Origin of the sequence: Phenylobacterium parvum, assembly GCF_003150835.1 — a bacterium.
Taxonomy (GTDB): Bacteria; Pseudomonadota; Alphaproteobacteria; order Caulobacterales; family Caulobacteraceae; genus Phenylobacterium; species Phenylobacterium parvum.
The window spans coordinates 69,888-91,703 of the sequence record NZ_CP029479.1; the positions used below are offsets into that span (position 1 = coordinate 69,888).

Here is a 21,816-nt window from a genome sequence, read left to right on the forward strand (position 1 = left end):
GGGCCGCGTCACGTCAGGGGAATGCGGGGCGCGCCGGCGGGCGGTGGCGCAGGTCCTCCAGGGGGCCGGCGATCCGGTCCAGCGAGGCGAGGGCGGCCGTGTAGCCGGCGGCGACGGCGGGGTCGTAGGCGCTCCAGTCGCGGATCTCCACCCCGGCCAGCTCGGGCAGGATCAGGACGTCGGCCCCCTCCCGTGCGGCGGCCAGGTCGCGGCCCGAGGAGACGGTGGCGGCGCGGATCAGCAGGGAGACGATGGGCGGGCCCTTGCGCCACTGGCCCGACAGGACCCAGCGCAGGAGGGATCGCGGTCGGACGATGTCGGCGGCGGTGATGGACAGGCCCCGGCTGACGTCGACCCCGATGATGGGGCCGGACAGGCCGCCGCGCATGACGTCCACGGGCAGGTTCTTGAGGACGGCGCCGTCCACCAGCACGTTCTGGCCCTGGAGGGCGGGCGGCAGGAGGCCGGGGAGGGAGATGGAGGCCCGCAGGGCGGCGCGGACGCTTCCCCGCCGATGCACCTGGTGGGCGCCCGTGGTGAGGTTGGAGGAGACGCAGAAGAAGGGGCGCCAGAGGTCGGAGAACTGGACGTCGCCAAAGTGCTCCTCGAGCCGCCGGGCGACCTTCTCGCCCCGGGTCATGGCCAGCATGGGGAAGGCGATGTCATCGAGGGGGCTGGAGGCGACGAAGGCCCGCCGTATGCGCTGGTCCATCTCGTCCAGGTCCCAACCCAGGGCGAGGCCTGCAGCGATCACCGCCCCCATGGAGGCGCCCCCCACATGGTCGATGGGCACGCCGCGCTCGGACAGGGCGCGGATGACGCCGATATGGGCGTAGGCCCGGGCGCCGCCGCCGGAGAGGACCAGGCCCACGGCCCGCCCGGTCAGCCTGCGGACCAGGCGCGCCAGGTCGCCGGGATCGCCCTGCCGAAGGTGTGTCAGGCCCACCGCCCCGGTCGCCGTCATCCAGGCCTCGCCACCGCGCGGGCGGCGGATGCCCGCCGGCTGCACCAGCACAAGCTCTGCCCCCACGGCCAGGGCGGGCGGGGTGTGGGCCGCGGCGCCGGGCGGCGGCGGGAAGTCCCCCCGGCCCACCCGGAAGAGCCGGTCCACCTGGCGGGCGATCTTGCCGGCCCAGGCCGCCTCCCCGTGGCCGGCGACATAGAGGGCGTAGTCGACGGAGTGCTCAAGATTGGAGAACCAGGAGGTCTCGGCCTCCTGCGCCTCGGAGCCCGCGACGGCGGCCGTGAAGCCGGCGGCCCGGATGCCCTCGGCCAGGGACTCGACCAGGTCCCTCACGCCCTCGATGGGGCCCTGGGCGACGAAGCCGAAGACCGTGGGCTCCACCAGGGCGGCCGTGCGGCCGGCGTCCCGGGCCCGGCCCACCATCAGGCGGGCGAGGTCGGTCATGATGTCCGGGTCCGTCTCGCATGCGGCGAAGAAGACCTCGCGGTCCAGGGACAGGATCTCGGAGTCCCGCAGGGCGGTCAGGCGACCGGAATGAACGGCGCCCGTGATCAGGCTCATCTCTCCCGCGGGCTCGCCGGGGCGGACGACGCCCAGGAAGCGGGGCTCATCGCCCCCGTCGACCCGGAAGGCGCCCAGCCGCCCGGCCCTCAGCAGGTGAAGCTCATCGGCCGGCTCGCCGGGCCGGAACAGGTCCAGCCCTCCCGGCAGGCACCACCAGCGCGCCGACCCGGACTGGCGGGCGGTCTCGAAAAGCCGGGCGAGGGCGGTTTCGGTCGGGATTTGCACGCCCCATGATAACCCTGCTTGCAGGGCGGATGGAAACCCGCTCGGGGGCTGGGGTCCGCACGGACTAGCCGCCGGCCCGGCCCCCGGCTATGCCTTGTCCATGCCCGTCCTGAAGAGCGCCCTCGATCCGGCTTCGGCGGCCTTCCGCGCCAATGCGGAGGTCAACCGCGCCCTCGCCGCCCAGCTGGCCGGGCGCACGGCCCAGGCCGTCCTCGGCGGGCCCGAGGACAGCCGCCGCCGGCACGAGGCCCGGGGCAAGCTCCTGCCCCGGGACCGGGTGGAGGGCCTGCTGGACCCGGGCGCGCCCTTCCTCGAGATCGGCGCCCTTGCGGCCTTTGGCCTCTACGACGACGAGGCCCCGGCCTCGGGCCTGATCGCCGGCATCGGCCGGGTCAGCGGCCGGGAGGTGATGATCCTGGCCAACGACGCCACGGTGAAGGGCGGCGCCTACTTCCCCCTCACCGTGAAGAAGCACCTGCGGGCCCAGGAGATCGCCGAGCAGAACGCCCTGCCCTGCGTCTACCTGGTGGACTCCGGCGGGGCCAACCTGCCCCACCAGGCGGAGGTCTTCCCCGACCGCGACCACTTCGGCCGCATCTTCTTCAACCAGGCCCGGATGAGCGCCCGGGGGATCGCCCAGATCGCCTGCGTCATGGGCTCGTGCACGGCGGGGGGCGCCTATGTCCCGGCCATGTCCGATGAGACCGTGATCGTGCGGGGGACCGGGGCGGAGAGCCAGGGCACCATCTTCCTGGGCGGCCCGCCCCTGGTGAAGGCCGCCACGGGCGAGGTCATCTCGGCCACCGACCTCGGCGGGGCCGACGTCCACGGACGCCGCTCGGGCGTGGTGGACCACGTGGCCGAGGACGACCGGCACGCCCTGGCCATCGTCCGGCGGATCGTCGCCGGCCTCAACACACGCCGCCCGGAGGGACCGGTCCTGGCCGAGCCCCGCCCGCCCCTGTTCGATCCCGCCGAGCTCTACGGGGTCATCCCCCAGGACGTCCGGGCGCCCTACGACGTGCGCGAGGTCATCGCCCGGATCGTCGACGGCTCGGCCTTCGATGAGTTCAAGGCCCTCTACGGCCAGACCCTGGTCTGCGGCTTCGCCCGGATCTGGGGCTATCCGGTGGCCATCCTGGCCAACAACGGCATCCTGTTCTCGGAGAGCGCCCTCAAGGGGGCCCACTTCATCGAGCTGGCCTGCCAGAGGGGCATCCCCCTCCTTTTCCTGCAGAACATCTCCGGCTTCATGGTCGGCGGACGCTACGAGGCCGGCGGCATAGCCCGGGACGGCGCCAAGCTGGTCACCGCCGTGGCCTGCGCCGAGGTGCCCAAGCTGACCGTGCTGATCGGCGGCTCCTTCGGGGCCGGCAACTACGGCATGTGCGGCCGGGCCTATTCGCCGCGCTTCCTCTGGAGCTGGCCCAACGCCCGCATCTCGGTGATGGGCGGCGAGCAGGCCGCCAGCGTCCTGGCGACCATCCGCCGCGACGGGATCGAGGCTCGGGGCGGCCAGTGGCCCGCCGAGGAGGAAGAGGCCTTCAAGGCGCCCGTGCGCGAGCGCTACGAGGCCGAGGGCGATCCCTACTTCGCCACCGCCCGCCTGTGGGACGACGGGATCATCGACCCCGCCCAGACCCGCGATGTCCTGGGCCTGTCCCTGTCCGCCGCCCTGAACGCCCCGATCGCGCCAACGCGCTTCGGCGTCTTCCGAATGTGAACGATCCCCGAAACCGGAGCCCTGACATGTCCAACCCGATCGCCGATCCCCTGGTCGAGGGCGTCGACAGCGACGCCGCCTCGGACCTGGTGCGCCTGGACACCACCCAGGAAGGGGTGGCGGTGGTCACCCTCAACCGGCCGGACGCGCGCAACAGCTTCAACGCCGAACTGATCGGCGCCCTGCACGAGACCTTCGAGACCCTCCAGGCCGCCGAGGGCGTGCGGGTGGTGTTCCTGCGCGGCGCCGGCAAGGTCTTCTCCGCCGGGGCCGACCTGAACTGGATGCGCGACGCCGCGCACTGGACCGAAGCAGAGAACCGCGACGACGCCATGGGCCTGGCGCGCATGCTCAAGGCCCTCTGGGATATCCCGGCCCTGACCGTGGCCCTGGTGCAGGGCGGCGCCTGGGGCGGGGGCTGCGGCCTCGCCGCCGCCTGCGACATCGCCGTGGCCGAGCGGGGCGCGAAGTTCGGCTTCTCCGAGGCCCGGCTGGGCCTGATCGCCGCCACCATCAGCCCCTACATCGTGGCCGCCATTGGCCCGAGGGCCTCCCGCGGCCTGTTCGCCTCGGCCCGCACCTTCGACGCCGACGAGGCCCTGCGCATCGGGCTGGTGAGCGAACTGGTCGATGACGCCGCCGCCCTGGCGACCGCCGCCGACCGCATCGCCGGCGAGGCCATGGCCTGCGCCCCCGGCGCCATCGCGGCCTCCAAGGCCCTGGTCGACGCCGTCGCCCATCGCGAGATCGGCCCCGCCGTCATGGAGGACACCGCCCGCCGGATCGCCCAGGCCCGGGTCAGCGCCGAGGGCCGCGAGGGCGTCGCCGCCTTCCTTGCCCGCAGGTCGCCCTCCTGGGCAGGACAGGGCTGAACCTCTCCGTGTTCCGCTCCGTCCTTGTCGCCAACCGGGGCGAGATCGCCCGCCGGATCTTCCGAACCGCCCGCCGCCTGGGGGTGGAGACGATCGCGGTCGCCTCGGACGCCGACCTCGACGCCGCCCACGTGCGCGAGGCCGACCGGGCGGTGCGCATCGGCCCGGCGCCGGCGGCGGAGAGCTACCTGTCCATTCCCGACCTGGTGGCCGCGGCCCTGGAAAGCGGCGCAGAGGCGGTGCACCCGGGCTATGGCTTCCTGTCCGAGAACGCCGCCTTCGCCGAGGCGGTGCAGGCGGCGGGCCTCATCTGGATCGGGCCCTCGCCCGAGGCCATCCGCGCCATGGGCCTGAAGGATTCCGCCCGCGAGCGGATGATCGCCGCAGGCGTGCCGGTCACGCCGGGCTGGCAGGGCGATGACGGGCAGGAGGGCACACTGCTCGCCGCCGCCCGCGACCTGGGATGGCCGGTCCTGATCAAGGCGGCGGCCGGAGGCGGCGGGCGCGGCATCCGGCGGGTGGACGCCGCCGCTGACTTCGCAGCCGCCCTGGCGGCCTGCCGGCGGGAGGCCCTGGCCGCCTTTGGCGACGACCGGGTCCTGCTGGAGCAGTGCATCGAGGCGCCCCGGCATATCGAGGTCCAGGTCTTCGGCGACGCCCATGGCGGCCTTGTCCACCTGTTCGAGCGCGACTGCACCCTGCAGCGCCGCCGCCAGAAGGTGATCGAGGAGGCCCCCGCTCCCGGCATGACGCCCGAGGTCCGCGATGCGGTCTGCGCCGCCGCCCTCGCCGCCGCCCGGGCCGTGGACTATGTCGGGGCCGGCACGGTGGAGTTCATCGCCGACGCCCGCGAGGGCCTGCGGGCCGACCGCATCTGGTTCATGGAGATGAACACCCGGCTGCAGGTCGAGCATCCCGTCACCGAGGCCGTCACCGGGGTGGACCTGGTGGAGTGGCAGTTCCACGTCGCCGCCGGCGAGCCCCTGCCCCTGGCCCAGGACCAGATCACCCTGAAGGGCTGGGCGGTCGAGGCCCGGCTCTGCGCCGAGGTCCCCGAGCGGGGCTTCATCCCCTCCGTCGGCCCCCTGGAGCACCTGCGCCTGCCCGAGGGGGTGAGGGTGGATTCCGGCGTCGAGGCCGGCGACGAGGTGGGCCCGCACTATGATTCCCTGATCGCCAAGCTCATCGCCTGGGCGCCGACCCGGGAGGGCGCCACCGAGCACCTCGCCGAGGCCTGCGCCGGTGTCGAGACCTGGCCCCTGAAGACCAACGCCGCCTTCCTGGCCCGGTGCCTGGACGATCCCGACTTCCTGGCCGGGCGGATGGACACCGGCTTCATCGACGCCCGCCTCGACCGGCTGGCGGCCCCGGCCCGGCCGTCGGCCGGTCTCCTGCGCAATGCCGCCGCGGCCCTGGCCGCCCTGTCCGCCGGGGAGGCCAGCGCCCCCTCCCGCGCCCTTTCCGGCTTTCGCCTGAACGCCCCGCCGCGGGACCAGGTGCGGGTCTGGTGCGACGGCGTCGAAGTCGTGGCCGACCTGCAGGAGGGCGAGGATGAAGAGGCCGACCTGCTGGACCTGGGCGAGGCCCTGGTCCTGTTCGAGGGCGGCTCGGCCTTCTGCGTCTCGGCTGGTCCCCCCGCCCCTGAAGGCGGCGCGGCGACGACGGGCGACGGCGCGGTCAGCGCGCCCCTGCCGGGCCGGATCGTCGCGGTGGCCGTCGCCGAGGGCGACCGGGTGCGCCGGGGCGACGTCCTCCTGGTGGTCGAGGCCATGAAGATGGAGCACAGCCTGACGGCGCCCTTCGACGGGGTGGTCGACGGCCTGTCGGCGGCGGTCGGCGACCAGGTCCGTGAGGGCGAGCCCCTGGCGCGGGTGCGGAGCGAGGCGCCGTGACCCTGCACATGATCCGCCTCTGTGTCGGCTGCGACACCATCGAGGACCTCGTCGCCTGGCACGGGAACAGCCCGGACCCCTGGCCCCTGCACACCCGCATGGCGCCCAAGCGGGTGGAGGAGTTGCTCGACGGCGGGTCCCTCTACCGGATCTTCCGCGGCCTGGTCCTGTGCCGCCAGGTGATCCTGTCCATCTCGCGGGTCGAGGCGGGGTCGGAAAGCCATTGCCGGATCGACCTGGAGCCCCGGATCATCCGGGTCGCCCCGACGCCGCGGCGGGCCTTCCAGGGCTGGCGCTACCTGGATCCGGCCGACGCCCCGCCCGACCTGGCCGAGACCGGCGGCGGGGACCTGCCGGACGACCTGGCCCGTCGCCTGCGCGAGGCAGGGGCCTGGTAGGCCGGTTCAGACCGCCATGTTGTCGATGAGCCGGGCCCGTCCCAGGCGGGCGGCGGCGAGGATGCGTCCCGGCCGGCCGCCGGGCATGGGGCCGGGTCCCAGCCGAGACAGGTCGCCCGCGTCGCGCACCTCGACATAGTCCACGGGCCCGAAGCCCGCCGCCTGAATTCGGGCGACCGCTTCGGCCTCGACGCGTTCCACCGGTGCGCCCGAACGCAGGGCCAGGACCGCCTCGGCCAGGGCGGCGGCCAGCTCCGGCGCCCGCTGGCGCTCCTCCGCGGTCAGGTAGGCGTTGCGGGAGGACAGGGCCAGGCCGTCCGCCGCCCGGGCGGTGGGCGCGCCCAGGATCTCCACCCCGAGGTCGAGGTCGGCGGCCATGCGGCGGATGACCTGGAGCTGCTGATAGTCCTTCTCGCCAAAGACCGCGACGTCGGCGCGCGTCTGGTTCAGGAGCTTGGCCACCACGGTGGCGACCCCGGCGAAATGACCGGGCCGGGCCTGTCCGTCGAGGGGCTCGGACACCCCCGACACCGTCACCACAGTGGCGGCGCCGGGCGGATACATCTCTGCGGCGGCGGGGGCGAAGAGGAGATGGCAGCCCGCTCCGGCCAGCTTCCCGGCGTCGCCGGCCTCGTCACGGGGATAGGCGGCCAGGTCCTCGTTCGGACCGAACTGGGTCGGGTTCACGAAGATGGAGGCCGCCACGCGGTCGGTCCGGGACAGGGCGAGGCGGATCAGGGACAGGTGCCCCTCGTGCAGGGCGCCCATGGTTGGGACAAAGCCCACCGACAGTCCCTCGCGCCGCCAGCCGGCGACGGCGGAGCGGAGGTCGGCGACGGTGCGGACGACGGGAAGGGTGGTCATGGCGGGGGGCTTATGGCCCGGGGGCGGGTCCGGCGTCCATCCATCCACAGGCGATCCGCCCCTGTGCGTTGACGCCCCGGGGACCGGACGCCAAGGCTGGAGGCCAGCGGGAATCGGTCCGGTCCCTCCGGATGCGCCCGCCGGCGGAGTCTTCCGATGGCCGACATCATCGTCGTGGGCAACGAGAAGGGCGGGGCGGGCAAGTCCACCCTCGCCATCCACCTCATGACCGCGCTCCTGCATGGCGGCGCCCGGGTCGGAGCCCTGGACCTGGACGTGCGCCAGCAGTCCCTGGCCCATTTCATCGACAACCGCGCCGCCTGGCTGGCCGCCAATGGGGCGGAGGCCCCGATGCCCGAGAACGTCCGGCTGGACGCCGCCCTCGCCCGGGCGCCCGAGGCGGAGGCCCAGGCCCGGCTGGACGCGGCCCTCGAGGCCCTGTCCGGCTGCGACCTCATCGTGATCGACACTCCCGGCGCCGACACCGCCCTGAGCCGCGCCGCCCACGCCCGGGCGGACCAGATCGTCACCCCGATGAACGACAGCTTCGTGGACTTCGACACCCTGGGCGTGGTCGATCCCGTGACCCTGGAGCTCAAGCGGCCGAGCCTCTATTCCGAGACGGTGTGGAACAGCCGCAAGGACCGGGCCCAGGCGTCCGGGCGGTCCATCGACTGGGTGGTGCTGCGCAACCGCCTGGCTCCGGCTGACGCCCGCAACCGCCGCCGGGTGGACGAGCGGGTCCAGGCCCTGTCCCGCCGGGCCGGCTTCCGGGTCGGCCCCGGCCTTCGCGACCGGGTGATCTATCGGGAGCTCTTTCCCTTCGGCCTGACCATCGCCGACCTGTCGCCTTCGATCCGCCCCGTCTCCATGAGCCTCCAGCACGTTGCGGCCCGACAGGAACTGCGCGACCTGATGGGCTTCCTCGGCCTGTCCCCTGACGGGGCCCAGCTGGCCGCCCAGTAATGACCTGGCTTTTGATCGCCGCAGTCGCCCTGGGCCTCCTGGCCTGGGCCGGGCGGACCGGCGCCCGGACCGGGCGACGGGAGTGGCGGCTCATCGCCGGAGGGCTGGCCCTCGCCGCCCTCGTCGCCGGCGTCCTCAGCCTCCTGAGGGGGGGCTGGCCCCTGGGTCTCGCCCTTGTCGCCGGAGGGCTGGCCCTCGCCGGCGCTGCGAGGTCTCCGACGCCAAAGGCGGGGACCCGGCCCGATCCTCCGCAGTCCCAGCCCGAGGGCATGAGCCTGTCCGAGGCCCGGTCGGTCCTCGGCCTCGGCGCGGACGCCAGCCGGGAGGATGTCCTCGAGGCCCACGCCCGCCTGATCCGCCGCACCCACCCCGACGCCGGCGGCACGGACGGCCTCGCCGCCCACCTCAACGCCGCGAGGGACAGGCTGCTTGGGGGATAACCGGGGCGGCTGTTGGGGTCTCCGGAGGACATTCATGGGACAGGCCCGACTTTTCCGGTGTAGGGTCGTGCCTGTCGGGCTTGGACCCGGCCATCCGAAACCCGTGTGAGTCCAACGTGAAGCCTCCGGCAGACCCTCAACAGGAGCCCGTCTCCGCCCGGATCCGCGCCCGGATCCAGAAGGCGAAGAAGCGGTTCTTCGCCAATGACAACATCTCCGCCTACATCCGCGAGGGGGAGCTGGACGACCTCCTGTCAGAGGTGGAGGGCAAGTTCCGCGAGGTCCTCAAGAGCCTGGTGATCGACACCGAGGCGGACCACAACACCCAGGACACCGCCAAGCGCGTGGCCAAGATGTACGTGACCGAGGTCTTCCGCGGCCGCTATACCGACGCGCCGCCGGTCACGGAATTCCCCAACGCCTCGTCCCTGAACGAGCTGATGATCGTCGGCCCGATCACGGTGCGCAGCGCCTGCAGCCACCACTTCTGCCCGATCATGGGGCGCCTCTGGATCGGCCTGATGCCGAACGAACACTCCAACCTGATCGGCCTGTCCAAGTACTCGCGCCTGGCCGAGTGGGTCATGTCCCGGCCGCAGATCCAGGAAGAGGCCATCACCCAGTTGGCGGACCTCCTGATGGAAAAGGTCCGCCCGGACGGCCTGGCCGTCGTCATGGAGGCCGACCATTTCTGCATGCACTGGCGGGGCGTGAAGGACAGCGAGACCATGATGATCAACTCGGTCATGCGTGGCTCCTTCCTGAAGGATCACACCCTGCGGGCCGAATTCCTCTCCCTCATCAAGAACAGGACCTGATTCCCATGCTCGTGCGCTGCCTCTACGCCAGCCGCCCCGTCCAGCCCATGAACGGCGCGCTGCTCGACGGCATCCTCGAACAATGCCGCCGCAATAATCCCCGGCAGGGGATCACCGGCCTCCTATGCGTCGCCGATGACCTGTTCGTCCAACTGCTCGAGGGCGGCCGCGACGAGGTCTGCGAGATCTTCAACGCCATCGTCCGGGACGACCGGCACAAGCAGGTCCGCCTGCTCTCCTACGAGGAGATCACGGAGCGGCGCTTCGGCAACTGGACCATGGGCCACGTGGCCATTCCCCGGGTGAACCCCTCCCTGCTGCTCAAGTACTTCAAGCGCGTGGAGCTGGACCCCTTCGACGGGTCGGGGCAGGCCACCCTGTCCCTGCTGGGAGAACTGGTCGCCACGGCGGCCATCGTCACCCGCGGCGAGTAGGGATCAGGCCGAGGGCGGAAGCACCATGCAGGGCTGGCCGCGGGCCTTCAGGGCCTTGCAGGCGGCGCGGGCCGACGATTCCGAATAGCCGGTGAACCGGGTGCGCCAGGAGGCGCCGGACTTCTCCGCCCGACCACCGGCGCTGAAGTGGTCCGGCGCCAGCTTGCGCACCACTTCGGCCTGCTTTCGGGCGAGGTCCTGAGACCGGAAGGCGCCGACCTGGACCGACCACTTGCCGGCGGCGGCGCGACCGCCCTGGCGAAGTCCGGTGGAGGCGGGGTCGACGATCTCGAACTGGGAAAGGTTCCGGGGCGGCGGCGCGCTGGTCAGGACCACCCGGTCCGGCGCCACGATGTCGGCGCCCGACTCAGAGGGGCGGGCCTGGGCGTAGAGCGTCACCGGCGCGGGCTCGCTCTCGAAGCTGGCCTGGGCGAACTGGACGCGCTCGCCCCGGTCACGGCGGGAGGCCAGCTCAAAGCCCGTCAGAAGCAGGTTTTCGGCCTTGGCGTTGCGTCGGGCGTTGGAGGGGCCGCCCAGCACGACCGCGATCAGCCGCCGGTTCCCGCGCACGGCCGACACCGCAAGATTGTAGCCCGAGGCGCTGGTGAAGCCGGTCTTCAGCCCATCCGCTCCCGGCATCCGCCAGAGGAGGCCGTTGTGGTTGTTCATCTGCCGTCCCTGGAACGTAAAGGACTGCTGGCTGAACATGGCGTAGTGCTGGGGGAAGTCGCGAAGGACCGCCCGCGAAAGGATGGCGAGGTCGCGCGCCGTCGTCACCTGGCGGCTGTCCGGCAGGCCCGAAGCATTCACGAAATGGGTGTTGACCATGCCGAGTTCGCGGGCCCGGAGGGTCATCATGGCGGCGAACCGGCGTTCGCTGCCCTCGCCCAGCTTCTCGGCGAGGGCGACCGACACGTCATTGGCCGACTTGATGGCCAGGGCCTGCATGGCCTCGGAGACGCTGAGGCTGGCGCCGACGGGAAGACCCAGCTTGGTCGGGCTCTGGGCCGCCGCCTTCGGAGAGATCACCACCCGGTCATCGGGAGAGAGGCGTCCGGTCGAGAGGGCCTCGAAGGTCAGGTAGAGGGTCATGACCTTGGTGATCGAGGCCGGATACCGAAGGCTGTCACCCCGGCGCGAGAACAGGACCTCGCCTGTCTCGGCGTCCACGACCACGGCGGCGTAGCGCATTTCCTGGAAGGGTGGGAGCGGCGTGGTGGCCGCGATCGCCGGCGAGCCCAGGGCTCCCATGGCCACAGCCACGGCGACCGAGAGGCCAGCGATCCAGCGTGGAAACCGGGTGAGCGCGGAGGGACGTCGATCGGCTGTCGGCAAGTCGGGCGTCCCTGTCGTCTCCGGCGTCCGCCGGCGGGTTTCAGGTTGAGGGCGCATCTTACCCCTTGCCGCATTGCAGGAAAGTAAATTCCGCCCGGCGCACCTTCACGGACAGGTTATGTTGCGCCGCACAATCCCGTTGACTGCTGCGCTGCAGCATGAGATATCGCGTCGCAGCACAAGTCTTCCGGCGGCCTTCGTCGTCCGGACCCCACCGACAGGAACGCCCAGATGGCCGCCGCCAAGACCGCCGCCGACAAGATCGCCAACGCCGGCAATGAAGCCCTCCGTGACGCCATGGAGAAGAGCATGACGGGCCTCAATGACCTGACCGCCCATTCCCGCAAGAACGTGGAGGCCGTCATCGCCTCGGTGACCGCCACGGCCAAGGGCGCCGAGGCCCTGGGCGCCGAGGCCGTGGCTTTCTCCAAGGCCGCCGTCGAGCGCCAGACCGCCGCCGTCCAGTCCCTGAGCGGCGTGCGCAGCGTCCAGGACCTGATCGAGGTCCAGAGCGACCTGGCCAAGACCCACATGGAGGCCGCGGTCGCCCAGATGGGCAAGACCACCGAGCTCATGACGGCCATGTTCCGCGACGCCTACCAGCCCTTCAGCGCCCGCATGACCGCGGCGGTGGAGAGCCTCCAGTCGGGTCGCTGACCCTCGGGGGCCCAGGCCCCTCCGACCTTCAGGCGGCGCGGTTCCCGGTCGGGGGCCGCGCCGCTTTCGTTTGACTTGGCCCGCACGGCTGTGGAAGTCGGAACCCCATGCTCCCGACCCTCCGGCAACTGCAGTACCTCAAGCTCCTGGTCGAGCACGGCGGCTTCGGAAAGGCCGCCGAGGCGGCTCATGTCACCCAGCCGACCCTGTCCGCCGGCATCCAGGAGCTGGAGAAGATCCTGGGCGCGCCGGTGGTCGACCGGGCGCGTTCCGGCCTGATCCTGACCGATGTGGGCGAGGCGGCCCTGGCCAAGGCGCAGGTCATCCTCAATGAGGCCGATGAACTGGTCCAGGCCGCCCGCAGCGCTGGCCAGCCCCTCACGGGCCGGTTCCGCTTGGGCGTGATCCCGACCATCGCCCCCTTCCTCCTGCCCCGCGCCCTGCCGCTCCTGAGGTCCCGTTTCCCGGACCTGCGGCTCTATCTCCGCGAGGACCTGACCCAGAGGCTGATCGCCGCCCTGAAGTCGGGCCACCTGGACGCGGCCCTGATCGCCCTGCCCTTCGACATGACCGGCCTGGACAGCGCCCATGTGGCGCACGACGAGATCCTCGCCGCCCTGCCCGCGAGCCACCCCCTCGCGGGCCAGGCGCGCACCCGGCCCTCGGAGCTGGAAGACGGGGACCTGATCCTCCTGGAGGATGGCCATTGCCTGCGCGACCACGCCCTGGCCGCCTGTGGCCTTAGGCCGCCGCGCCAGAGCGATTCCGAGGCGACCTTCGCCGCGACCTCCCTGCCCACCCTCGTCCAGATGGTGGGGTCGGGACTCGGCGTGACCTTCCTGCCGTCCATGGCCGTGGCGGCTGGACTCACGGAGGGGACCTCCATCGAGGTCCGTCCCCTCCAGGCCGAGGATCCGACCCGCGAGATCGTGGTCGCCTGGCGGTCCGGATCGATCCGGGGCGTCGAGGGCCGGCTGCTCGCCGAGACCCTCCGAGAGGCCTGATCAGTCCATCAGCCGGCGGGCGAGGTAGACATAGTGCCGCGCCCAGCGCCGGGCGTTCAGCTCGGGATCGGAGTCATTGGAGTGACCCCCGAGGGTCTGCTCATGGTAGAGGTAGGGAACCCCCAACGCTTCCAGGCGCGCCGCGTACTTGCGGGCGTGGCCCGGATGGACCCGGTCATCCCGGGTGTTGGTGGTGATGTAGGCCTCGGGGTAGGCCACCCCAGGCTTCAGGTTCTGGTACCCCGAGTAGCGGGCGATGAAGGCGGCGTCCTCCGGCACGTCCGGGTTCCCGTACTCGCCGACCCAGGACGCCCCGGCGGACAGCTTGTGATAGCGAAGCATGTCCACCAAGGGGCTCTCCACCACCACTGCGTTCCAGAGATCCGGGTGCTGGGTCATCGACACCGTGGTCAGGACCCCTCCGTTTGAGCGGCCGTAGATGCCCAGCCGCCGGGGCGAGGTCAGCCCGCGGGCGGTCAGGTCCCGGGCCACGGCCGCAAAGTCGTCGAAGGCCAGCTGGCGCTTCTCGCGCATGACCGACTGGTGCCAGGCGGGGCCGAACTCGCCGCCACCGCGGATATTGGCGATGACGTAGGCGCCGCCCCGCGACAGCCAGAGCTTGCCCATCTCCGGCTGGTAGATGGGCGGCTTGGCGATCTCGAACCCGCCGTAGCCGTACATCAGGGTCGGGGTGGAGCCGTCCTTCCGGGCGCCCTTGGGCGAGACCACGAAGTAGGGGATGCGGGTCCCGTCACTCGACGTCGCCCAGTACTGGGCGACGCTGGCGCCTTCGGCCGCAAACCTCGGGGGAAGGGCGGCGATCCGGGCCGTCTGGCCAGTGGCGGCGTCCACCCGCCACAGGGACGGGGGATCGAGGAAGCCCTCGGCCGAGATCATCACGACATCGTCGGTCTCGCTGGCCGAGATGATCTGGAAGGTCGCGTCCCGCGGGAGGGCGAGGCGCTCGCCGGTCCAGCGACCGCGAGCCATGTCGAAGACCTCCACGGCGCCCTTGACCTCGTCGAGCAGGTTCACCACCACAAGGCCCGCCGTCACCTCGACCTCCTGGACCGCCTGCCGGGGGCCCGGCGCGAAGACCAGCTCTGGCTTGCCGGCTGGGTCGTCCCGGCGCAGGGCGACCACCGAACCGCGGCTGAAGCCCTTCCAGTCTTCCTTGATGATGAAGATCATCCGGCCCTGGGCGGAGCCCTGGTAGGTGGCGCGAAGCGGCAGGGGCAGGCGGATCAGCCGGCCGTCCCGCCAAAGGCTGAACTCGGAACGGAAGAAGTCGACCGCCCGGTTGATGACCAGGCCCTGGCTCCGGCCCGACTCGTCCCGCAGGACGGTGGCGGCGACCGACACGTCCGAGGCCTGGCCCCGGAAGACGTCGCGGGTTTCGCCCCGGCGGTTCAGGGTGCGCAGGACGAAGGGATAGCCTGATGCGGTCACCTCGCCGGGGGTCCATTCCCTGGCGGCGACCAGGGTGTCGCGATCCAGCCAGTCCACGGTTTGCTTGAAGGGGGGCAGGCGGAACCCGCCGTCGACGAAGGTCCGGCGGGTGACGTCGTACTCGCGCAGCTCCACCGCGTCGCCGCCGCCATCGGACAGGCGGACCAGGCACAGGGTCGCGGCCGGCGGGAGGCAGGTCGCGCCCTTGAAGATCCAGTTCCGGCCCTCGGCCCGGGACAGGGCGTCCAGGTCCAGGAGGGGGGTCCACTGCGGCTGTCCGGCGCGGTAGGCGTCTTCGCCGGTGGTGCGCCAGACGCCCTGTATGTGCTCGGCGTCCTGCCAGAGATTGTCCACCGCCCCGCCGCGCAGTCTCGGCCAGGCGATCCGGTCCGCCGCAGTGAAGATGGCGCGGGCCTCCTGCAGGAAGACGGGGTATCGCCGATCTCCCTCCAGGACCGCCGCCGTCCGCGCGTTCTGGCGCGCCACCCATTCCAGGGCACGGGGCGACTCGATGTCCTCAAGCCAGAGGAAGGGGTCCTCTGCGCGCGCCGCCGCAGGCGGACCGGCGAGGGCCAGGGTCAGGACAAAGAGGCGAAGGAAGGTGGTAAGTTGGCGCTTCATGGAGGTCTTTTTGCGCAAAGACCCGCCCCTGTCTCGCGAAAGTCGCCCGGAGGGGGTTGTGCGACTATATAGGGAGCCCATGGAGCGCCCCTTCCTCAAGATGAACGGCCTGGGCAACGACTTCATCGTCGTGGACGCCCGCCGCCGCGCCTTTGCCCCGGATCCGGAGACCATCCGGCGCCTGGCCTCGCGGTCGGAAGGGATCGGCTGCGACCAGTTCGTGGTCATTGGCGCCTCGGAGACGGCCGACGCCTCGATCCGCTTCTGGAACCCCGATGGCGGCGAGGCCGGCGCCTGCGGCAACGCGTCGCGCTGCGTGGCCTGGCGCCTGATGGAGGACGCCGGGACGGACGAGGTGCGCCTGGAGACCGCAGGCGGCGTGCTGGCGGCCTGGCGTCAAGGACCGATGCGGGTGGCCGTGGACATGGGCCGGCCACGCCTGTCCTGGCGGGCCGTCCCGCTCTCGGGGCCCCATGACACCCTGGCGGTTCCCGTGCCGGAGGCCGCACCCCTGGGGCCCGCGACCTGCCTGTCCATGGGCAACCCCCATGCGGTCTTCTTCGTCCCCTCCCTTTCGGACATCGACGTCGCAGGCCTGGGCGCCCGCATCGAGGCCAGCCCCCTCTTCCCGGAGCGGGTGAATGTGGGGTTCGCCGAAGTCCGCAGCCGGACCCACCTCCGGCTGAGGGTCTGGGAGCGTGCCGCGGGCCTGACCCGGGCGTGCGGCTCAGGCGCCTGTGCGGCCCTGGTGGCCGGCGTACGCAGGGGCCTGGCGGGCCCCGCCGGCCGGCTGGAGCTGGACGGGGGCGACCTGGAGATCGCCTGGGGGATCGACGGCCGCGTGCTGATGACCGGCGATGTCGAGATCGAGTTCGAGGGGCGGCTGCCATGAGCGGCTCGGACGTCCAGGTCGTCACCTTCGGCTGCCGACTCAACGCCTACGAGAGCGAGGTCATCCGCGCCCGCGCCGCTGAGGACGGCGTCACCGACGCCGTGGTCTTCAACACCTGCGCCGTGACGGGCGAGGCCGTGCGGCAGGCCCGTCAGGCGATCCGCAAGGCCCGCCGGGAGAACCCGGGCGCGCGGCTCATCGTCACCGGCTGCGCCGCCCAGATCGAGCCGGAAACCTTCGCCGCCATGCCCGAGGTCGACCTGGTCCTCGGCAATGCAGACAAGGCCCGTCCCGGCGCCCTCTCGCCCCTGGCCGAGGGGCCCCGGGTGCGGGTCAACGACATCATGAGCGTGCGCGAGACCGCCGGTCACCTGATCGCCGGGGTGCGCGACCGGGCCCGGGCCTATGTCGAGGTGCAGAACGGCTGCGACCATCGCTGCACCTTCTGCGTCATTCCCTTCGGTCGCGGAAACTCCCGGTCGGTTCCCGCCGGCGAGGTGGTGGAGCAGGTCCGTCGCCTGGTCGCAGAGGGCTGCAAGGAGATCGTGCTGACCGGCGTCGACGTCACCAGCTGGGGGGCGGACCTGCCGGGCGCGCCTTCCCTGGGCCAGCTGGCGGGGCGGATCCTGCGCCTGGTCCCCGACCTTCCCCGCCTGCGCCTGTCCTCCATCGACGCCGCCGAGATCGATCCCGACCTCATGGCCCTTCTGGCGGACGAGCCCCGCCTGATGCCGCACCTGCACCTGTCCCTGCAGGCCGGCGACGACATGATCCTCAAGCGGATGAAGCGCCGGCACAGCCGGGCGGATGCGCTGAAGCTCGTGTCCGATGTGCGCGCCGTGCGCCCCGATGTCGCCTTCGGCGCCGACCTGATCGCCGGCTTCCCCACCGAGACTGAGGACATGTTCGCAAACACCCTCGACCTGGTGGAGGCGGCGGACCTGGCCTTCCTGCATGTCTTTCCCTACAGCCCCCGCCCGGGCACGCCTGCGGCGCGGATGCCGCCCGTCCCGAAGGCGGAGGTCCGCGAGCGCGCCGCCCGGCTGCGGGCTGCGGGCGAGGCGGCCCTGTCCCGTCACCTGGCCGCCCAGGCCGGCCGCGAGGTCCGGGGCCTGGTCGAGCGTCCCGGCCTGGCCCGGGCCGAGGACTTCTCCGAGATCGCCTTCACAGGCGCCGCCCCTGTGGGCGAGATCGCGACCTTCCGGATCGCCGGCCAGGACGGACGGCGGTTGCTGGCCGCCCCGACCCCTAGGATCATGGCCGGCCAGCCGCTAGAAGTCCGGCATGACTGAACCCAAGACAGGCTGGTTCCAGCGCCTCACAGGCGGCCTTGCCCGGACCTCCCGGGCCCTGACCGAGCAGGTGGCCTCGACCTTCACCAAGCAGCCCCTCGACCAGGCCCGGATCGACGCCCTGGAGGAGATGCTGATCGAGGCTGACCTGGGCCCCAGGTCCGCGGCGCGGATCACCGAGGCCTTCGCCGCCACCCGGTTCGGGAAGGCGGTGGACGAGGCCGAGGTGCTCGAGGCCCTGTCCGAGGCCATCGCCGACGAACTCGCCGGGCATGAGGGCCGGTTCGATCCCCTGTCCGGCCCGCGTCCCTATGTGGTCCTGTTCATCGGGGTCAATGGCTCGGGCAAGACCACCACCCTGGGCAAGATCGCCGCTGACCTGAAGGGGCGCGGCGCCCGGGTGCTCGTGGTGGCCGGCGACACCTTCCGGGCCGCCGCTGTCGAGCAGCTGAAGGTCTGGGCCGAGCGGGCCGGCGCCGACTTCATGAGCCGTCCGACGGGCTCCGACGCCGCAGGGCTGGCCTTCGACGCCCTCGAGAAGGCCCGGGCCGAAGCCTACGACGTGGTGCTGATCGACACCGCCGGCCGGCTGCAGAACAAGCAGGGGCTCATGGACGAGCTCCTCAAGGTCATCCGGGTGATCAAGAAGGTTGATCCCGACGCTCCGCATGAGACCCTGCTGGTGCTGGACGCCACCGTGGGCCGCAACGCCCTCGCCCAGGAGAACATCTTCGGCAACCAGATCGGGGTCAGCGGCATCGTCATGACCAAGCTGGACGGCACCGCCCGGGGCGGGGTCCTGGTGCCGGTGGCCCAGGCCTCGGACTCGCCCATCAAGCTGATTGGCGTCGGCGAGGGGATCGACGACCTCCAACCCTTCGACGCCCGGGCCTTCGCCCGATCCGTCGTCGGTCTCGGGGAGAACTGAGACATGGCCTACGGCAGAGGCGGCGCCCGCCGCTGGATCTCCAGCCTGGTGGACTTCGGATGGCCCCTGGGCCTCATCATCGGCTACCTGGTCACCCGCGACATGGTCCTGGCCAGCTGGGGTCTGGTGGCCGGCGCAGCCATCGCCCTGGTGGTCGGCTACGTGCTGGAGCGGCGGATCGCCCCCATGCCCCTGGCGGCGGGGGTTCTGGCCCTGGTCTTCGGCCTGCTGACCCTGATCTTCAAGGACCCCCGCTTTGTCTACGTCAAGCCGACAGTGACCTCCCTGGCCTTCGGGCTCCTGCTGCTGGGAGGGCTGGCCATACGCCGGAACCCTCTGAAGATGTTGCTGGGCTCCAGCCTGCCCATGCCCGACGAGGGCTGGCGCAAGCTCACCCTTCGCTATGGGCTCTTCTTCCTGGTCATGGCCGCCGTGAACGAGTTCATCTGGCGCACCCAGTCCGAAGGAGTCTGGCTGGCCTTCCGGTTCCCCGGTTCCAGCCTCATCCACATCGCCTTCGGCCTCGCCCAGGCGCCCCTGATCCTGCGCTACGCGCGGACGGACGAGACTCCGCCGCCCCCCGTGGAATAGCCTGACCTGGACGCCGGAGCTCGCCCATGTCCGAAACCGCGCCGACCGAGGCCGCCCTCAGCCACCTTCTCCACCGCGCCGTACAGGCGGCGGCGGACCTCCATGCGGGCCTCGTGGGTCCGGAGGGCCTCACGCCCCGCCAGTTCGCGGTCCTCTCCGCCATAGCCTTTGCCGAGGGTTCCACCCAGACCCAGCTGGTCCGGGCCACGGGAGTGGACCGGTCCACACTGGCCGAGCTGGTGACCCGCCTCATCGCCCGGGGCCTGGTGTCCCGTGAAAGGTCGTCTGCGGACGCCCGGGCCAACCAGGTCTCGCTGACTGAGTCCGGGCGCACTCTCCTGGAGGCCTCCCGCCCCCTTGCGGCCGAGGCGGACCTGGCTCTCCTGTCCCGCCTTCCCGAGGACCGGCGCGCCCGCTTCCTCAAGGACCTGAGGCGCCTGGTCGCCGCGCCGGAAGACGCCGGAGCGGACAAGCCCCGGAAGAAGAAAAAGAAGAAGAAAAAGGCCGAGAGGGCGACGGCCTAGAGGCCTGTGACCTCGTGCGTCTAGACCCGGATGTCGACCAGGGATCCCGGTCTCGGCGGCCGCATGGACCGGTTGGGGTCAGTCTCCGCGGCGGATCGCGGGGCGACGACGGCGGGGGGCTGGGAGGCCTGGGCGGAGGCCGCAGCCGCCCCGGTCCGGGTCCCGGCCTCTGCACCCCTCAGGTTCCGGGCGAAGTCCGGAAGGCGCGGCGCGTCGGCGGCCCGGTTGGGCTGGGCGGGCGGAACCGGGGGCGGGCCGGAGCGCAGGGCGGTGACCATCGGGGCCTCAAAACAGGGTTAACGAAACCTGACCCTGTCGGCGCCCGGGTTCAGGAAAGGTTAACGGCCGACCCTGGCGGCGAGCCGGGCGGCGTCGGCCTCGGTGAGGGGGGCGGAGATCTTGTCGAGGATCCGTCCCGATCCGTCGACCAGGTAGGTTTCCGGCACGCCGGAGACGCCCAACTCGATTCCGGCCCGGCCCTCCCGGTCCACCAGGACCCGGGCATAGGGATCCCCGGTGCGGGCCAGGAAGGCCCGGGTCTTCTCCGGGGCGTCCTTGTAGGCCACACCGACAATGGGGACCCCGCGGGCCTCGAGGGCGACCAGGAGGGGCGCCTCGATCTCGCAGGGCGCGCACCAGGAGGCGAAGACATTGACCAGGTAGGGGCCTTCGCCCGGGGCCGCCAGGGTGTCCGGAAGCCCGTCCGCCAGGGTGGGCAGGGTCACTTCGGGGACGGGCTTGCCCACCAGGGCCCGGGGCAGGAAGCGGGGATCATTTCGCAGGCCGAACAGGGCGAAGAGAAGACCCAGCGCCACCAGCACTGCGACGGGGGCGAGGGCGATCAGGCGCTTCAAGACGGGTCCTCCCCGGCGCCGTCGCCCTCCCGGGCGCGGGATTCAAGCGACTCCGCCCGCCGGCGCCAGCGTCGGGCGAAGGCCAGGCTCGACACCGTCAGCCAGGCTAGGGCCGCTGCGCTCACGCCATAGGACGTCCAGATGTAGAAGCCGTAGGGGCCGGGATCGAGATCCAGCATGGTCACCTCGCCAGCCGGGCTTCGGCCGCCGCCGCGCGCCGCCGCCACACCTCGCCGCGGATCCTGACCAGCCAGAGGGCGCCGAAGGCGGACATGTAGGACAGGCTCATGAGGAGGAGGGGCAGGAGGAAGACCGGCGCAGCCCGCGATCCGCCCGCCGCGAACACCGTCCGGCCCTGGTGAAGGGTGTTCCACCACTCCACCGACCAGTGCACCACAGGCACGTTGATCAGGCCGACCAGGGCGAGGATGGCCGCGGCTCTGGCGCCCTTGGCCTCGTCGTCGATGGCGGCCCTCAGGGCCATGTAGGCCAGGTAGAAGAGGAAGAGGACGAAGACGCTGGTCAGTCGGGCGTCCCAGACCCACCAGGCGCCCCACATGGGCTTGCCCCAGAGCGACCCCGTCGCCAGGGCCAGGGCGGTGAAGACCGCGCCGAGGGGCGCGGCGGCCCGGGCGGCGGCGTCGGCCAGGGCCTGCCGGAAGACCAGGGACAGGAAGCTCGCCCCGCCCAGGCAGACATAGACGAAGAGCCCCAGCCAGGCGGCCGGGACGTGGATGAACATGATCCTGACGGTGTCGCCCTGCTGGTAGTCCTCCGGCGCGGTGAAACCCAGCCAGAGGCCAGCTGCGGCCAGGGCCAGGGCCAGGGCGCCGAACAGGGGTGCGGCCCAGGCCGAGAAGGCCATGAAGCGGTGCGGATTGTAGAGGAAGGCGAGGGCCTGCGTCATGCCTCGCCCCTTAGCCCCGGTCCGCGCCGGCGGCAACGAAAAGCCGCCGGCGCGGGGCTCGCCGGACTTACTTCGGGCCGTCGTGATCCATACCCGGGCCGCCGGGGCCGGGGCCCATCATCCGGCGCTCGATCCGGATTTCCCGGCGCTCGCCGCCGGGAGGCGGCAGGGCGTCGAAGGCCTTCTTCTGCGACGGCGTCAGCTGGGCGTAGAAGGTCCGCGTGGCCGCGGCGCGGCGGTCGAATTCCGCCAGGCGCTCCACCAGGCGGGCGCGCTGCCGATCAAGGCGATCGGGGGTGGTCAGGGCCTTGGCGCGCGCTTCCGGAGACGGCGGCTCGGGCGGCTTCTGGGAGGCGAGGAAGGCCTTCAGTGCGGGCTCCTGGGCGGGCGTCAGCTGCAGGACGTCGCGAAGGCGTTGGGCCCTCGCCTCGGGGTCCGGTCGCTTGATCTCCATCATGCGCATGCCGCCGGGGGGCGGACCGCCAGGCGGCGGAGACTGGGCGAAGGCGCCCGTGGCGGCCGAGAGGGCCAGGACGGCTGCAAGGCCGGCGGCGCCGAAGGTGGAACGGATCATGTCTGTGCTCCTTGGATGCACCCCTTGC

The 21,816-nt window shown here is 72.0% G+C and carries 24 protein-coding genes; 15 read left to right on the plus strand and 9 right to left on the minus strand.

Annotation, left to right across the window (positions count from 1 at the left end):
• Window positions 1-13: 13 nt before the first annotated feature.
• Window positions 14-1,753, minus strand: a complete 1,740-nt coding sequence (locus HYN04_RS00335) for a patatin-like phospholipase family protein (RefSeq protein WP_110448909.1) — start codon at window positions 1,751-1,753, stop codon at window positions 14-16.
• Window positions 1,754-1,853: 100 nt separating this feature from the next.
• Here HYN04_RS00335 and HYN04_RS00340 point away from each other — a divergent pair, with 100 nt between their 5' ends.
• From HYN04_RS00340 to HYN04_RS00355, 4 genes are read left to right on the plus strand one after another with little or no spacing between them, the layout of a single operon-like run.
• Entirely contained in the window at window positions 1,854-3,476 is a 1,623-nt protein-coding gene (locus tag HYN04_RS00340) for a carboxyl transferase domain-containing protein (protein WP_110448910.1), read from the plus strand.
• A gap of 26 nt (window positions 3,477-3,502) precedes the next feature.
• Window positions 3,503-4,348, plus strand: coding sequence for an enoyl-CoA hydratase-related protein (locus tag HYN04_RS00345; protein WP_110448911.1), 846 nt, complete (start codon window positions 3,503-3,505; stop codon window positions 4,346-4,348).
• 8 nt (window positions 4,349-4,356) lie between these two features.
• Complete coding sequence (locus tag HYN04_RS00350; RefSeq protein ID WP_110448912.1) at window positions 4,357-6,240, plus strand: acetyl/propionyl/methylcrotonyl-CoA carboxylase subunit alpha; 1,884 nt, start codon at window positions 4,357-4,359, stop codon at window positions 6,238-6,240.
• Entirely contained in the window at window positions 6,237-6,638 is a 402-nt protein-coding gene (locus HYN04_RS00355) for a DUF1489 family protein (RefSeq protein ID WP_110448913.1), read from the plus strand. Before HYN04_RS00350 ends, HYN04_RS00355 begins: the two co-directional genes overlap by 4 nt.
• 6 nt (window positions 6,639-6,644) lie before the next feature.
• Here HYN04_RS00355 and panC read toward each other — a convergent pair whose 3' ends face one another.
• Window positions 6,645-7,502, minus strand: a complete 858-nt coding sequence (gene panC / locus HYN04_RS00360) for a pantoate--beta-alanine ligase (RefSeq protein ID WP_110448914.1) — start codon at window positions 7,500-7,502, stop codon at window positions 6,645-6,647.
• A gap of 156 nt (window positions 7,503-7,658) precedes the next feature.
• Here panC and HYN04_RS00365 point away from each other — a divergent pair, with 156 nt between their 5' ends.
• The 4 genes from HYN04_RS00365 (at window position 7,659) to HYN04_RS00380 (ending at window position 10,160) form a co-directional block, all read left to right on the plus strand.
• A complete protein-coding gene (locus tag HYN04_RS00365) occupies window positions 7,659-8,468 on the plus strand; it encodes a division plane positioning ATPase MipZ (protein ID WP_110448915.1) in 810 nt (269 codons plus the stop codon).
• Window positions 8,468-8,908 carry a J domain-containing protein gene (locus tag HYN04_RS00370; protein WP_110448916.1) on the plus strand — a complete coding sequence of 147 codons (441 nt, stop codon included), beginning with the start codon at window positions 8,468-8,470 and terminating at the stop codon, window positions 8,906-8,908. The genes HYN04_RS00365 and HYN04_RS00370 overlap by 1 nt, the downstream gene beginning before the upstream one ends.
• Before the next feature lie 116 nt (window positions 8,909-9,024).
• On the plus strand, window positions 9,025-9,726 hold the full coding sequence (folE, locus tag HYN04_RS00375; RefSeq protein WP_199285972.1) for a GTP cyclohydrolase I: 702 nt from the start codon (window positions 9,025-9,027) through the stop codon (window positions 9,724-9,726).
• Between the two features lie 5 nt (window positions 9,727-9,731).
• The gene (locus HYN04_RS00380; RefSeq protein WP_110448918.1) at window positions 9,732-10,160 is read left to right on the plus strand and encodes a BLUF domain-containing protein; all 429 of its coding nucleotides are present in this window, start codon (window positions 9,732-9,734) and stop codon (window positions 10,158-10,160) included.
• Window positions 10,161-10,163: 3 nt separating this feature from the next.
• Here HYN04_RS00380 and HYN04_RS00385 read toward each other — a convergent pair whose 3' ends face one another.
• Complete coding sequence (locus tag HYN04_RS00385; RefSeq protein WP_241962643.1) at window positions 10,164-11,495, minus strand: D-alanyl-D-alanine carboxypeptidase; 1,332 nt, start codon at window positions 11,493-11,495, stop codon at window positions 10,164-10,166.
• Between the two features lie 231 nt (window positions 11,496-11,726).
• Here HYN04_RS00385 and HYN04_RS00390 point away from each other — a divergent pair, with 231 nt between their 5' ends.
• Window positions 11,727-12,152, plus strand: coding sequence for a phasin family protein (locus tag HYN04_RS00390; protein WP_110448920.1), 426 nt, complete (start codon window positions 11,727-11,729; stop codon window positions 12,150-12,152).
• Between the two features lie 107 nt (window positions 12,153-12,259).
• On the plus strand, window positions 12,260-13,156 hold the full coding sequence (locus tag HYN04_RS00395; RefSeq protein WP_110448921.1) for a hydrogen peroxide-inducible genes activator: 897 nt from the start codon (window positions 12,260-12,262) through the stop codon (window positions 13,154-13,156).
• On the opposite strand, the gene HYN04_RS00400 is transcribed toward HYN04_RS00395, so the two are convergent.
• The gene (locus HYN04_RS00400) at window positions 13,157-15,226 is read right to left on the minus strand and encodes a prolyl oligopeptidase family serine peptidase (protein ID WP_110448922.1); all 2,070 of its coding nucleotides are present in this window, start codon (window positions 15,224-15,226) and stop codon (window positions 13,157-13,159) included.
• Window positions 15,227-15,305: 79 nt separating this feature from the next.
• Here HYN04_RS00400 and dapF point away from each other — a divergent pair, with 79 nt between their 5' ends.
• From dapF to HYN04_RS00425, 5 genes are read left to right on the plus strand one after another with little or no spacing between them, the layout of a single operon-like run.
• Window positions 15,306-16,118: a diaminopimelate epimerase gene (gene dapF, locus HYN04_RS00405; RefSeq protein ID WP_110448923.1), complete on the plus strand. Its 813-nt coding sequence runs from the start codon at window positions 15,306-15,308 to the stop codon at window positions 16,116-16,118.
• Complete coding sequence (gene mtaB, locus HYN04_RS00410) at window positions 16,115-17,410, plus strand: tRNA (N(6)-L-threonylcarbamoyladenosine(37)-C(2))-methylthiotransferase MtaB (protein ID WP_110448924.1); 1,296 nt, start codon at window positions 16,115-16,117, stop codon at window positions 17,408-17,410. Before dapF ends, mtaB begins: the two co-directional genes overlap by 4 nt.
• Window positions 17,403-18,338, plus strand: a complete 936-nt coding sequence (gene ftsY / locus HYN04_RS00415) for a signal recognition particle-docking protein FtsY (protein ID WP_110448925.1) — start codon at window positions 17,403-17,405, stop codon at window positions 18,336-18,338. The genes mtaB and ftsY overlap by 8 nt, the downstream gene beginning before the upstream one ends.
• A 3-nt stretch (window positions 18,339-18,341) precedes the next feature.
• Window positions 18,342-18,929, plus strand: a complete 588-nt coding sequence (locus HYN04_RS00420) for an inner membrane-spanning protein YciB (RefSeq protein WP_110448926.1) — start codon at window positions 18,342-18,344, stop codon at window positions 18,927-18,929.
• A 26-nt stretch (window positions 18,930-18,955) separates the two neighbouring features.
• On the plus strand, window positions 18,956-19,453 hold the full coding sequence (locus HYN04_RS00425; protein WP_110448927.1) for a MarR family winged helix-turn-helix transcriptional regulator: 498 nt from the start codon (window positions 18,956-18,958) through the stop codon (window positions 19,451-19,453).
• A 20-nt stretch (window positions 19,454-19,473) separates the two neighbouring features.
• Here HYN04_RS00425 and HYN04_RS13360 read toward each other — a convergent pair whose 3' ends face one another.
• The 5 genes from HYN04_RS13360 to HYN04_RS00445 form a co-directional block, all read right to left on the minus strand.
• The gene (locus tag HYN04_RS13360) at window positions 19,474-19,731 is read right to left on the minus strand and encodes a hypothetical protein (RefSeq protein WP_162599494.1); all 258 of its coding nucleotides are present in this window, start codon (window positions 19,729-19,731) and stop codon (window positions 19,474-19,476) included.
• A gap of 60 nt (window positions 19,732-19,791) precedes the next feature.
• Window positions 19,792-20,307 (minus strand): DsbE family thiol:disulfide interchange protein, encoded by a 516-nt coding sequence (locus HYN04_RS00430; protein ID WP_110448928.1) that lies wholly within the window; start codon window positions 20,305-20,307, stop codon window positions 19,792-19,794.
• On the minus strand, window positions 20,304-20,486 hold the full coding sequence (gene ccmD / locus HYN04_RS00435) for a heme exporter protein CcmD (RefSeq protein ID WP_110451225.1): 183 nt from the start codon (window positions 20,484-20,486) through the stop codon (window positions 20,304-20,306). Before ccmD ends, HYN04_RS00430 begins: the two co-directional genes overlap by 4 nt.
• Before the next feature lie 2 nt (window positions 20,487-20,488).
• Complete coding sequence (ccmC, locus tag HYN04_RS00440) at window positions 20,489-21,214, minus strand: heme ABC transporter permease CcmC (RefSeq protein ID WP_110448929.1); 726 nt, start codon at window positions 21,212-21,214, stop codon at window positions 20,489-20,491.
• Between the two features lie 67 nt (window positions 21,215-21,281).
• The gene (locus tag HYN04_RS00445; protein WP_110448930.1) at window positions 21,282-21,788 is read right to left on the minus strand and encodes a Spy/CpxP family protein refolding chaperone; all 507 of its coding nucleotides are present in this window, start codon (window positions 21,786-21,788) and stop codon (window positions 21,282-21,284) included.
• Window positions 21,789-21,816 lie beyond the last annotated feature (28 nt).